The 12,645-nt window shown below is 63.4% G+C and carries 10 protein-coding genes; 8 read left to right on the top strand and 2 right to left on the bottom strand.

The features are described from left to right. Window positions 1-21 precede the first annotated feature (21 nt). Together HPY44_20925 and HPY44_20920 are read left to right on the top strand one after the other, a co-directional pair. The gene (locus HPY44_20925) at window positions 22-990 is read left to right on the top strand and encodes a zinc-binding dehydrogenase (GenBank protein NSW58481.1); all 969 of its coding nucleotides are present in this window, start codon (window positions 22-24) and stop codon (window positions 988-990) included. A 107-nt stretch (window positions 991-1,097) separates the two neighbouring features. Further along, on the top strand, window positions 1,098-1,649 hold the full coding sequence (locus HPY44_20920; protein ID NSW58480.1) for a thioredoxin family protein: 552 nt from the start codon (window positions 1,098-1,100) through the stop codon (window positions 1,647-1,649). 72 nt (window positions 1,650-1,721) lie between these two features. Here HPY44_20920 and HPY44_20915 read toward each other — a convergent pair whose 3' ends face one another. Then, complete coding sequence (locus HPY44_20915; protein ID NSW58479.1) at window positions 1,722-2,810, bottom strand: hypothetical protein; 1,089 nt, start codon at window positions 2,808-2,810, stop codon at window positions 1,722-1,724. A 131-nt stretch (window positions 2,811-2,941) separates the two neighbouring features. Here HPY44_20915 and HPY44_20910 point away from each other — a divergent pair, with 131 nt between their 5' ends. From HPY44_20910 to HPY44_20900, 3 genes are all read left to right on the top strand, one after another. Next, the gene (locus HPY44_20910; GenBank protein ID NSW58478.1) at window positions 2,942-3,463 is read left to right on the top strand and encodes a nitroreductase family protein; all 522 of its coding nucleotides are present in this window, start codon (window positions 2,942-2,944) and stop codon (window positions 3,461-3,463) included. Window positions 3,464-3,603: 140 nt separating this feature from the next. Next, on the top strand, window positions 3,604-4,710 hold the full coding sequence (locus tag HPY44_20905; GenBank protein ID NSW58477.1) for a hypothetical protein: 1,107 nt from the start codon (window positions 3,604-3,606) through the stop codon (window positions 4,708-4,710). A gap of 39 nt (window positions 4,711-4,749) precedes the next feature. Further along, window positions 4,750-6,039, top strand: coding sequence for a hypothetical protein (locus HPY44_20900; GenBank protein NSW58476.1), 1,290 nt, complete (start codon window positions 4,750-4,752; stop codon window positions 6,037-6,039). Window positions 6,040-6,267: 228 nt separating this feature from the next. Here the strand turns inward: HPY44_20900 and HPY44_20895 are convergent, their stop codons facing one another. Next, complete coding sequence (locus tag HPY44_20895) at window positions 6,268-8,220, bottom strand: hypothetical protein (GenBank protein NSW58475.1); 1,953 nt, start codon at window positions 8,218-8,220, stop codon at window positions 6,268-6,270. Between the two features lie 146 nt (window positions 8,221-8,366). Between HPY44_20895 and HPY44_20890 the strand changes: the two genes are divergently transcribed. The 3 genes from HPY44_20890 to HPY44_20880 all read left to right on the top strand — a co-directional run bounded on the left by HPY44_20890 (window position 8,367) and on the right by HPY44_20880 (window position 12,530). Then, a complete protein-coding gene (locus HPY44_20890) occupies window positions 8,367-10,229 on the top strand; it encodes a hypothetical protein (protein ID NSW58474.1) in 1,863 nt (620 codons plus the stop codon). Between the two features lie 126 nt (window positions 10,230-10,355). Further along, window positions 10,356-11,891 (top strand): YifB family Mg chelatase-like AAA ATPase, encoded by a 1,536-nt coding sequence (locus HPY44_20885; protein NSW58473.1) that lies wholly within the window; start codon window positions 10,356-10,358, stop codon window positions 11,889-11,891. 534 nt (window positions 11,892-12,425) lie between these two features. Next, complete coding sequence (locus tag HPY44_20880) at window positions 12,426-12,530, top strand: prepilin-type N-terminal cleavage/methylation domain-containing protein (protein NSW58472.1); 105 nt, start codon at window positions 12,426-12,428, stop codon at window positions 12,528-12,530. Window positions 12,531-12,645: the final 115 nt, after the last annotated feature.

The following is a 12,645-nucleotide window of genomic DNA, read 5'->3' as shown; positions in this document are numbered from 1 at the left end:
CTGAGAGGATGGTGCCCCGCTATGCTCAGGCTTGCCAAGGGCGAAGGAGTCGGCAACGTTTTTCTGGAGCCTGCCCCTATTCCGGAGGTTGGCCCGGGCGATGTGCTAGTCAAGGTCAGTTGCAGTCTCATCAGTCGCGGCTCGGAACTTGGCGGCAGGTACTTGTCCGAGAAAGCCGTGGATCCTGGCGTGATGGGCTACGCGGCCGCCGGTTACGTTGAGGCGGTGGGAGCTGATGTAACCGGGTTCCGCGTAGGGGACCGAGTGGCTGCTCTGCGCCCCCATGCAGAGTATGTGCTCGCGCCTGAACATGACAAACAACATAACCCGTCGATTGTTCGCCTGCCGGACAATGTCTCCCTGGAACTCGGCACATTCTGGCCTTTTGGCACCAGCGGCTGGTCCTGGTCGATTGCCGGCGATATTCGCGAAGGGGACACAGTGGTGATCGTCGGGCAGGGGATCATCGGCATGGTGATGGCGCAGATCGTTCGGGAATGGAAGCCGGCCCAGATCATTGGCGTGGATGCACTCCCCCTGCGTTGCCGCATCGCTCGAGACCTTGGCGTGGACTTGGTGATCGATGCCTCCATGACAGATGCCGTGAGCGCCGTGCGGGACGCTACCGACGGCAAGGGCGCGCGGGTTGTCTATGAGGCCGTCGGCGGGCAATGGGCGGCGCGAGTGTTCCCGCAACTTCAGAAGATGGTAGCCTACGGCGGGCAGATTGTGGTCATCGGCCTGTATCAGGATCAGCCCCTGCCGCTGGATGCCTCGTTGCTCATGGGGCACAGGGTTATCGGCGCCAACAGCGCCGGTACCCATCGGCCGACGTGCTCGGACAAGTCTCTGGAACTGCTTTCGCGCGGTGTGATCGCCGGAGAGACAATGATCACACACCGGTTCCCCGCCGCGCGGGCCAAAGACGCCTTCGACTTGCTCTATGAGAGCCCCGGCGAGTGCCTCGGGGTCTTGCTGGAATGGGACTGAGGGGCGGGATATTTCTCCGCGCGGACCGCGTTATTGCATTCATGCTATGTCTCTGTAGTTACCTTTTGAGCGCGGGCTGCGCTTCCGCGCGAGGGAGATGGTCCTCCGTGAGGTTCGCAACCGTCTGGCGGTATGCAGTGACCATCCTGGTTGTTGTCATCGCTGCAGGCTGCAAAGCTCCTGTACAGGCTCCGGAGAGCAGCCCGGATCCCACACCACCCACTGCTCCCGAAGCACAGGCAGCCGTTCCGGAAGCGCAGGAGGCCGAGACGGATGCCGGCGGAACCGACGAGGCCTCCGCTGAGACCGACTCCGCGGATGATGGAGTGAAATGGCTGAGTGACTATCAAGCGGCTCTCGACGAGGCCGATAAGTCCGGCAAGCTGGTCCTGATTGACATCTATAGTGACTACTGCCCGCCCTGCCGTCAAATGGATGAGAAGACCTGGCCCGATCCCAAGATTGTGGCCGCGTCCCGGGACTTCGTGTGCATCAAGGTGAATTCGGACGAGAACCAGGAAGTGCCCGAGAAGTACGGGACTCAGTTCATCCCCCACGTGGTGTTCGCGAAGGCCGACGGGAGCGTAGTCCTCGAGGATACGGGGTTCAAGACGCCCGAGGAACTCATCACAATGATGGAAGAAGCGAAGTCGAAGTAGCGCCCTGTCGGGGAAATGAGACTTCCGAGGGCGGAGGTCTATTCGGGCCTCCGCCCGGGACGTTTTCCGTGTCTATGACACGAGAAGGTCAAGCGCCTCAGTAAGCCGTCCGTGCAGGTCCCTGAGTGTCTCGATGCGCTCTATTTCAGCTTCACGCGCATCACTACTCGGGTCGGCAAGTTCCTCCACACGCTTCTGCCACGCATCCTCCGCCCACGGCCACTTGCCTGCCCGGATCGCTCCTCGGGCCCTGCGCCCATACACGCGCGGCGGTTCCGAATTCAGCAGGAGATTGGCCGCATCGTGCGCCAGCGAACGGCATGTGGACATGGTCGCTCGCAGACGTCGGGGCACAACTGCGCTTGCGTTGTCCAGGTTTCGGGCGATCTGCTCGAACTGCGTCCGCACCGCTACCATCATTGGGAATGGGTAACGAGACGCCAGGGGGCTATCGGGGGCCAACTCCTCCTTCGCCAGTACTCGCAGGAGGCGCGCATACGCGGCGAGGCCGCCGATCCCACCCTCGCCGGCAAGAAGGCTCACTCCTCGCGCTAATGCACGCCGGATCAGCTTGCCGGGCTTTAGCGGCGGCTCCTGCCAGCCCTCGATAAGATAGGCGCCGCGGATTGTTTCCGGCTGCACGGGCCAGACGAGGTCCGTTGCGAGCAGCTTGTCCAGGAATGGGTCGCGGACCGTGGAGCCCACAAAGTCCGCTGTGTTGAGATCGAACCCGTGGACGATCCCCCAGAAGTAGCCTCGTCTGCCCGTAGTGCTGGGATTGGGCCAGCCTCCGCAAGCCAGGGTGGGCCGGTAGTTACGTAGTCCGGCGCGCACCACAGTGAACAGCCTCGTGTACTGGTCCGGGTCTGCGCTGTGGCATGCAAGACGCGCCAGTAGTCCGAGGTCCTGGAGGCCCTCGGTCAGTAACTCGCAGGAAGCGGTAAGGCCCAGACCGGGCGATTCCGTGGACAGGTCGATGGCGAAACAGTCACCCGTGTGCAGCGCAGCTTCATCCACGGAGCGCGGCCGGCCGTACAGCCGAAGCAGGGCTGCCACCGCATGGGCCAGCGTGGTGAAAGCGTCTTCCGTCTGCTGCATCACGGGCACATGGTCGAGGCTGACGTCCGTCACCGTATGGCGTGGTGCAAATGGATTCCACACGCTCGGGCCTCAGATTCACGCCGCCGCTTGTTGCCGAGGCGGCAGGCACTGCACGGGTTCCGGCTCAACATAAAGGAGCCGGGGGGCTTCGGGCGAATTATACACCAAATCCTTTGGAGGAGGAGAAGCCCATGGATGTCTTTGAGGCGATCAGTGCACGATACAGCGTGCGTGCCTATCAGGACAGGGAGATCGAGCCGGAGAAGCTTGAGCGGGTGATGGAAGCAGCGCGTCTTGCACCCTCGGCCAGCAACCGGCAGGAATGGCGCTTCATCCTGGTCAAGGACCCGGCGCTCAGGGCGCAGCTCGTGCAGGCAGCAAGCGGCCAGAAGTTCGTAGGCCAGGCGCCTGTGGTCATCGTTGCCTGCGCCAAGACGGACAGTCACACGATGCGCTGTGGCCAGTTGTGCTACCCGATTGATGTGGCCATCGCCCTGGAGCACATTGCCCTCCAAGCGGTCTCCGAGGGACTGGGGACCTGCTGGATCGGCGCCTTCGATGAGGCCGCGGTGAAGGATGTCTGCGGGATCCCGCGCGGGGGTGAGATCCGGGTGGTGGAACTGATGCCCCTGGGTTATCCGGCGGATGCGCCGCGGCCGAAATCCCGTATTCCGTTGGAGCAAATTGTGATGTACGACACATGGACCGAGTGACCGGGGGCCTGCTTCGTGGATGTGGGAACATCTTGGGCACGGACAGGTTTCTACCTGTGAGTGAACATTCGGTCCACAGGGAAGAACCTCCGATGCCGAGAGGGCCTGCGACCTTGCCGCCAACAGCGAGGCATACTGCTATGATGTCCGCCGCACCCGTTGCCGCCATGCTGCTGGTATTGTCCGCACTCCCGGCGCTTGCCGCGCGCAGTGCCCACCCTGCGGGGGCAGCAGATATTCCCCTGGATGGCACCGTCGTCTCCCTTCCTGCCATGCAGGGCAAAGGCGAGTACCAGGTGCGCCTGTCCGGGACATTCGAGTGTGAGATCGATGGTCGCAGGTACGATGCCCGATACCGCCAGGATGCCACCGGCGATTTCGTCCAGCCCCACGACCTCGTTGTGCTGGACCCGCCGGTCGAGACCATCGCCGAGGATAGCGCAAGGCACACATATACCTTCGGACCGGTGTCGGGCAAGGATCACTCGGGCAAGTCCATCACAATTCGGGTGGACGTCGACCGTCTCGTGGACGAGTTCATTCGCACCCCTTCCGAAGTGCGCGAATCCCTCTCGGGGGATCTTGAGGCCGAGCTGCTGTACGTCCCTCCCGCGGTGCCGCTGGGGGTCATCATTCCTTCCGTCGCGGTCCCGCTGTTGCTGCTTTCCTTCGTGATCACAGCGTGCGTGCAGGCCTCCCGACACGCGGCACGGCGTCCGTATGAAGACGTTCACGCCATGCGTCGGCGCATCCAGCGGAAGATGAAGCTGGCGCTGGAGGAGGTTGGAACCTCCGAAACGTCGCTGGCGCACCTGCGCGGTCAGCTGCGCCAGCTCGGCCGTGACGCGGACGAGCTCGCGCGGCACGTCATTGCCTTCCGCGAAGCCCGCCTGGTTCATAGTGAAGCCGACGTACAAGACGATATCGACCGACTGGAACATGATCTCCAGGAAGCGAATACTGAAGTCGCGCGGGAGCAGATCGCCCGGGAGATCAGACACAAGCAGGAGACTCTCAAGTACCTGCAGGCGAACGCCGAGCGGGAATCCGATTACCTCCTGCGCCTGTCCGGGGCCGAGGCAACCCTCGACAACCTGCGCCTCAAACTATCCCAGTTGAGGCTGCAGATGGATGCCCGAGTGGAGCAGGAAGCGTCAGATGAGGTTGAGAACGAGCTGGAACTGCTCCGTGGCGCAGTGGCCGAAACCCGGGAGCGGGTCGTTGGCGAGAACTCGCCCTTGCAATAGCACCAGCCGCGCCCACCAATCAGATAGGAGCCCCGATCCATGCGTATGCTTGCCCTGTTCGCCGTCCTCGCTGCGTCGTTGCTCGCCGTCTCCGCCCTCGGCCAGCCGATCTTTGACTATGTCGCCGCGCCCGACGACAGCTTCACCTGGGAAGTTGCAGGGTCCACCTCAGCCGCAGACGGCGGGTCAGTGACCACCCTCAACATGGTGTCGCAACGGTGGCAGGGCGGCGAGTGGAAGCACCGCATCGCTATCGCTCGCCCGGCGCAGGTGAAGCACCCCGAGCTCTGCGTACTCGTGATCACCGGCGGGAATCCTGTGGGTGCCGAGTTCGCCCTGGCGACCCTCATCGCGAACATGATCGGCATGCCCATTGCAGTACTCGGGGACATCCCCAACCAGCCCCTGTTCGACGGACTGCGGGAGGATGCCGCGATCTCCTACACCTTCACGAAGTACCTCGAGACAGGCGATCCATCCTGGCCGCTTCTGTTCCCAATGACCAAGGCGGCGGTGCGCGCAATGGACGCGATCCAGGGTCTTTCCGAGCGTGACTGGGGCAGGAAGGTGGATGGTTTTGTGGTCACCGGCGGCTCGAAGCGCGGCTGGACCACATGGTTCACCGGCGAAGTCGATAGGCGAGTGAAGGGTATCGCGCCTATGGTCTACGACAATCTCAATCTGCCCGCGCAGATGGCCCACCACCTGCGGCAGTGGGGAGCGTACAGCGAGCAGATCGACGACTACACGAAGCGCGGGCTGCCCGATATGCTTGCTGGCGAGGAAGGCCGCGCGCTCAGCACCATGGTGGACCCCTACACGTACCGCGACCGCGCCACCATGCCGAAGCTCATCATTGCCGGTACTAATGACCCATACTGGCCACTGGGCGCTGCGGACAACTACTTCACTGAGCTTCCCGAGCCCCGGCGGATCCTTTACGTGCCGAACTCCGGCCACGGTCTGGACGACCGGGTGCGCGTGCTCAACGGGCTGGCAGGCTTCGTCGCCACCATCGCGGGGGATGCAAAGCTACCCCAGTTGAGCTGGACAGTGGACGAGGACGATGCGGGTGTTACGATCTGCGGTCGAAGCGACGTGGAGCCGAAGAATGTCCTGGCCTGGACCGCGACCTCGCCCACCAGCGACTTCCGGAAAGCAAAGTGGGAGAGCGTCGAGGTGGAGCCGAAGCAGGGCTCATTCGGGCATCTGCTGAAGACCCCTGAGGAAGGGTACGCGGCCTTGTTCCTGGAGTTCAACTACGACTTCCGGGGCCGGGATTTCCCGTTGTCCACATTGATCCGCATGGTTGGGGCGAAACAGGAGTAAAGCAGAGGGGGCGCATTGGAAGGACCTGTGCAGTGCGGCATACACGCCCCGGGTCGCAGCCCGGGGCTGCACGCCTTCGGCCAGACATCCCGCCCGACGGAACGTCCTCGCCCTTTGCAAACCTCCCCGTTCCTGGAGTGAGCAACTACGGGCGGCCGTGCGCCCTTGGTGGGGGCAGGCAACCGACCTCAGCGGTGCGGGGCGAGGGTCTCCACTGCCGGCCGTCCGCTACCTCCCCAATGCCCCTTGGATCAACCGCCAGACCACCAGCCCGATCAGGGCCAGTATCAGCACGCTCAGCAGTACCCACGCGGGGCCGGAAACCATCGGTATCGCCGGTTGTTTCCCCTGCTCGGCTGGCGGCAGTTGGGCCTGGCCGCCCGCTTGCTGCAGGCTTCGCACGATCTCCTCCGCGCTTCCGGCGCGGTCACACAGGGCCCGGAACTCTTCGTGGTTCAGTGGCTCCCGCATGCCCGTGACTTCCACCATCTCCTCGATGGGCAGCCAGTATTCCGTCTCGCCAAAGTTCACGTATGCGTCGCCTTTCACGACCTTCGGCGGCTCCAGGTATCTCGCCTTGATCCGTGCCAGCCGCACCCCGAGCACCGCCCAGTGTCGCGGCGGGTCCAGCCCCACCGGCACCATCATGCGCACGTCGCGGGCCATGTCGGGGTCCTCATGCCAGCGGGCGAGCCAGCGCTCTGCGAATTCCTTCCAGCCTTCTGCCCGGACGTCCGGACCCTTCGTTGCTCCGTCCATCGCGACGCCGATGTCCCGCCGCGCGAGAAGCTCCAACCCGCTGAGAAGACCCCGGAGTCTTCTCACCTCATCTCCAATACTGTCGGGGCGCTCCACGCCGCCTTCATCCCGCGCGTGCAGGGACAGCGCCTCAATGCCAATGCGCTCAACCAGCTGTTTCGACAGGAACTCGTAGGACTGCGCAAGCCGCTGGTAGACAGTGGGGAAAGGCTCCACGGAGAGATGCGTCGGCAACTCCACCGGCGGCGCGGCTGCCTCGGGCGGAATCTGTTTGGCGTGGGTCTCACGTATCTGGCTGGCGATGGACCGGAACTGCGCCTCCATCAGCTTCCGGTACTCTTCACTGAGTTCCAGCTTCGCGCCTTCAGGGAACTTGTCGGGCATGAGGAGCGGCTCCAGTGAGAACATCTGGTGCTGGTACCAGCCGGAGTCGGCGTCGGGCTTCAGCGAGACCGATCCATCGCGCACGGATGAGATGAACGCGTCCATGCCACCAGTCTGGATCTGCGATCCTTCCCGCGAGAAGGAGCGGGGCAGAAGTGCGAAGGGCGGCGCAGGAGCGTCTCGGAATTTGTCGGCCAGCCGGCGCGCCGATTTCGGGTCATCCGTCGCAGCCGCAAGCCCTCCCACAGACTCGGCCAGGTGGCGGATTTCCTCGGGGGAGATGCTCACGAGCGGGTTGGTCAGCCTCGCGTACAGGTTCCAGGTCGCTTCCAGTGACCCGCGCAGGCTCGGGTTGTCCCACAGGGCCTTGACGATCAGGCACGCCGCCGCAAGCTCTTCGGGGTCAGTCAGGTTGAACCCGGACTGCAGTGCGGTGTCGCGCTTGAAGATGCGCTCAAGTTGCAGGTTCCAGGTGTAGAATCCCACCGGCTTGCGTGACTCGTCCGGCAGGCGGCCGACCAGTCGTGCACTGGTGAATTCCAGGGGAAAGCCGGCGTTCTTGAAGGCGCCATAGATGCGGGAGACCGCGAGGCGTGCCGCCTCTTCACCGAAGGAGGAACTCACGTCCGAGTTGTTCACCGCGGTAAGCAGCTGGACCAGCAGTTCGTGCTTGCCGGGGCGGATCTTGCCGATGCCGTCTTCCGCCGCAAGTTCCACGGCCGCGTAGATGCCGTCGTCCAGCTTCTTGCACTTGGCCTGAACAAGCGAGACCGAGGGCAGGACGGTGACGCCGGCTTTCTGCGCCGCATGCCAGGCCTCGGAATGGCTGCGAAAGAGCTTCCGGGCAAGGTCCGCCTGTCTGGGCTCGTTTTCGAACACCGGCGCTGCTTCTAAGCTGATCTTTACCGGCGAAGTATCCAGCACCAGTTCGTGCCCGTCGATGACCACGGTCCTCTGGAGCGACACGGCGTTCGCTTCGGCGCGGATTCCGGACATCGCGGCGACCGCAAAAGCAGCGGCCACTGCCATTGCTCGCATGATATAATCCCTCCCCGCCGGCAGGCGGATCGTGAGCACGCAGGCGCGAGGTTCGCGGCTTGTCCATGGATGGCTCTTGCGCGCAGTCCTCATCTTCAATAACACACCCGCCACGGGCAAAGTGCCTTACCCTGCGGGCGTTCATCGTGGGGACCGCACTTCTGGTCGCCGGGAACCTCTGGGTGCGTCAGGCCGAGCTTCTCACGGTCACCTGCCAGGTCAGCATGAGCGTGCCGCCCGTGCCCGCGCTGACGGGTGTGGTGCTGCTCATTGCCCTGGCGGGAATCGCCCGGCGTCGCTGGCCCTCACTGGCTCTTTCGCGGGGCGAAATCCTCTTCATCTACGTGTACCTGGCTCTGGGAATTGCTCTCTCTGCCGGTGGCGCACTTCGCCAGATGGCCCCGAATTTCGTGGCACTGCAGTACTTCGCGACCCCCGAGAACGGATGGGACGAGTTCCGCCGGTTCCTCCCTGCCTGGGTCGCCCCCACTGATGACGAAGTCATCCGCCAGTTCTTCGAAGCCACCGAGGGCGGCGTTCCTTGGGCGCTCTGGCTGCGTCCCATGTTCACCTGGCTGGTCTTCATCTTGCTCTTGTTCGGCACTCTGCACTTCATGGCAGAGCTATTCGTGGACCAGTGGGCGAACCGCGAGCGTCTGGCTTTCGCAATCAATGAGATCCCGCTGATGATCACTGATTCGAGCGCCGGCGGCAAGACGCCCCCGCTCTGGCGAGACCCGGTCATGTGGATCGGGTTCTCTCTTGCGCTGATCCACAACGGGCTCAATATCCTGCATGCATTCAACCCCGGCGTCCCCGCTCTCGGCGTGTCCTATGACGTCGGCGCGCTGTTCCATGATCGCCCCCTCAACGCCTTGCAGCCTCTCCTCGCCTGGTGGCGCCCCGAGGTCGTGGGCTTCGGGTATCTCATGCCCCTGGAGATTGTCAATTCCGCACTTTTCGCCTATGGGCTGCTGCTGTGCGAGCAGGTCGGCGCCGCCGCCATGGGTTACGATATCCCGCGCTTCCCGCACCTCGAGCCCCAGTCGGCGGGGTGCTTCATCGCCATGGCCGGCATTATCGTCTTCGCAGCAAGGGAGCATCTCGCAGGTATCTGGCGCGAGCGCCCCTGGCTCATCGCTGGGTTCTTCCTGACCGCATTCGGCAGCATGGCCTGGTGGTGGGCTGCCGGAATGTCGCCTCTCACGGCGCTAGGATTCTTCGGCCTGATCTACATCTTCGCCCTGAGCTACTCGCGCCTGCGCTGCGAGGCTGGGGCCCCACTGCAGTGGGCATTTCCGGTCACCGAGCAGTACCGCCTGCTCATTGCGCTGTTTGGGTCCAAGGCCTTCGTGGTGGACGGCACCTTCCGCAACCTCACCATCATGTCGCTGGCCTGGTTTCTGCCGCGAGGGTATCTGTCCGGTCTCGGGGCGTACCAGTTCGAAGGCATTGAGTTGTCGCGGCGCGCCGGCCTGGGCAAGCTCGACATTCGTGCCGCGCTCACTCTCGCGGTCCTCATGGGCACGGTGATCTCGCTGGTTATTCAGCTGCACACGTACTACCAGTACGGGGCCAACTTCCTCGAGGGCGGCGCGCACAGCGGCGGCATGCGAGTTAGCTCCGCGAGCTACGCCTTCAAGATGCTGGAAGGGTACGCGAAGAAACATGAAGCCCCGAATGTGGGGGAAAGCATTGCGGCATTGTGGGGGCTGATCGCCACCTTCGGGCTTACCTTCCTGCGCCACCGCTTCCTCAGGTTCCCGATTCACCCGCTGGGATTCGTCCTGGGTACTGTGCGTGGATACCGGACATGGGCTGCCCTGCTCATGGCGTCCATCGTCAAAGGCCTGGCATTGCGTCTGGGTGGAGTGGGCCTTTACCGAAGGCTGATTCCGGCGGCCCTGGGCATCGTGCTGGGGCAGTTCGTGGTCGCCGGTGGGGTGTGGAGTCTCATCGGCGCCTTTGGCGGCGAGGCGTTTCGCTCGTATCAGGTCTGGTTCGGATGATTTCCCGGGTCTTGTCCCGACTCGATGCCTTGCACCGTCTCCGCGTTTCTTCATGGCCCGGGGAGGTTGTGTTCGCTGATTGGAGGAAAAGAATGTGGAAATCTCACTTCCGGGGGGCCGCGTTACATGCTCGCACGTGTTCACTCCGCCGCAATACTCGGAATAGACGCCTACGCAGTTGAGGTCGAAGTCGACATCTCGCGGGGTCTGAAGAAGTTTGACATTGTGGGGCTTCCTGACCCCGCAGTGCGCGAGAGCAGGGAGAGGGTCCAGGCCGCAATCAAGAACTCGGGTTTCGAGTTTCCCATGGAGCAGATCGTGGTCAACCTGGCGCCCGCAGATGTGAAGAAAGCGGGTCCGGCATTCGACCTGCCCATCGCCCTTGGCATTCTCGTCGCCAGTGGGCAGGTGAGCATGGATGACGACCTCGACCGCACCGTGCTGGTAGGCGAACTGTCGCTGGACGGCATCTTGCGGCCGATCAGTGGGGCCCTTCCTGTTTCCCTTGGCGCGAAATCCTGGGGCAAGGCCTGCGTCGTTGTTCCGCCGGATAACGGCAAGGAAGCGGCTGTCGTGGATGATTTCGAGGTCTATACGGCCGAGACGCTGTATGACTGCGTCTGTCTGCTGGAGAAAGGTTTCATGGCAGACCCAGTGCAAGTCAGCGAGGAGGACATCGACCTCGAGGCCGAGCCGTACGCCATCGACTTCGCGGATGTGAGAGGTCAGGAGCACGTGAAGCGCGCGCTGGAAGTCGCCGCTGCGGGCGGCCACAATGTGCTCATGATCGGCCCTCCGGGTTCCGGCAAGACCATGCTGGCCCGACGAGTGCCCGGCATCCTGCCGCATATGACGCTGGAAGAAGCCCTCGAGGTCACGAAGCTGTACTCCATAGTAGGTCAGGTCCCCAAGAAGAACGCCCTCATCCGCCAAAGGCCCTTCCGTTCGCCGCACCACACGGTGAGCACGCCCGGCCTTGCGGGCGGCGGGTCAATCCCACAGCCGGGCGAGATCAGCCTCGCGCACAACGGCGTGCTGTTCCTGGATGAATTGCCTGAGTTCTCCAGCGCCGCCCTGGAAGTCTTGCGCCAGCCACTGGAGGACCGGCAGGTCACAATCTCGAGGGCGCAGATGGCCCTGACATTCCCGGCAAACTTCCAACTCATCGCCGCCATGAACCCCTGCCCCTGCGGGTTCTACGGTGACCCGATCAAGCCCTGCAACTGCAGCCTGGGCGCCATCCAGCGCTACCAGAAGCGTATCAGTGGCCCCCTGCTGGACCGCATCGACATTCACATGGAGGTCCCGCGTCTGACCCCGGATGAGCTCATGGACCGCCGCCCGGGAGAGCCTTCCGCACAGATCCAGCAGCGTGTCATGGCCGCACGGACTAGACAGCGGGAACGTTTCCAGGGCACCCGCTTCAGGCATAATGGTGACATGCCATCCAAGGCGCTGCGTGATTTCTGCCCCTTGTCTTCCGACTGCCAGGCCCTCTTGCGGGCCGCGATTGACCAGTTCAGCCTGTCGGCCCGTGCCCACGACCGGATAATCAAGCTAGCCCGAACCATTGCCGACCTCGATGGGGCGGACGACATAAAGGTGCCCCACATCGCCGAAGCCGTACAGTACCGAAGCCTTGATCGGAAGCTTTGGGGGTGATGCGGCCGACAGGTGGCATTGCAGTCTTGCAGTGATCTGGTCGTCATCTGTCACTGTCCCGAATCCGTCTGGACGTACCGAGCTCATCAGGTTTCGTTGTCAGGCAGCCGCGCGTCATCCCTTCCTGTTCCGGGCGTGTCTGGACCTGCCGAAGTCAGGCGCTCTTCCTGTCTGGTGTGGGCTCAGCTGGCCGGGCGTGTTGGCATCTCGCTGGTGGGACTCTTGCCTCACGGCCCGCGAAGCGGGCGGCAGCCGGTAGCCACGGATGCAGCGGAGCGAAGCGGAACGGAACCAGTGGACTCGGCTGCTCTTCCGGGGCTCCCGGGCGGTTTCCGGGCGCCAATGTCCCGGGGCCTTTGGCCACTATCGCGAGCTTCGAGATAACGGCGGCCTCTCTTCTCGTTGCCCGCTCCGCCCGAGGAAAGAGATGCGGCTGCGGCTCGGCCGAGCCCACCTGTGTTCCGTGGCTGCACCGCGGCAGATATTCAATGCTTGACCCGGGGGCCGTATTGGTGGATACTCAATCTGCCACGCTTGTCGAAAATTCGCCGCGAAATGCTTGCCGAGAGGGGTGTGGTACGTATGAGAACCAGAGGCTTCACCCTCATCGAGTTGCTGGTCGTCATCGCGATCATCTAATCGCTGAACAACCCCATTGGCGGGGTGTTACGCGTCGCTCTGGCCGTCTTTTTTGAAGGCCCGGGCCCTTTTCTCTCAACGTGAGCCGTTTACAGGCGCTCTGAAGGCCATTCTG

The sequence above is a fragment of the Armatimonadota bacterium genome (assembly GCA_013314775.1).
GTDB lineage: Bacteria > Armatimonadota > Zipacnadia > Zipacnadales > JABUFB01 > JABUFB01.
This window is presented reverse-complemented; position numbering and strand designations above follow the sequence as displayed.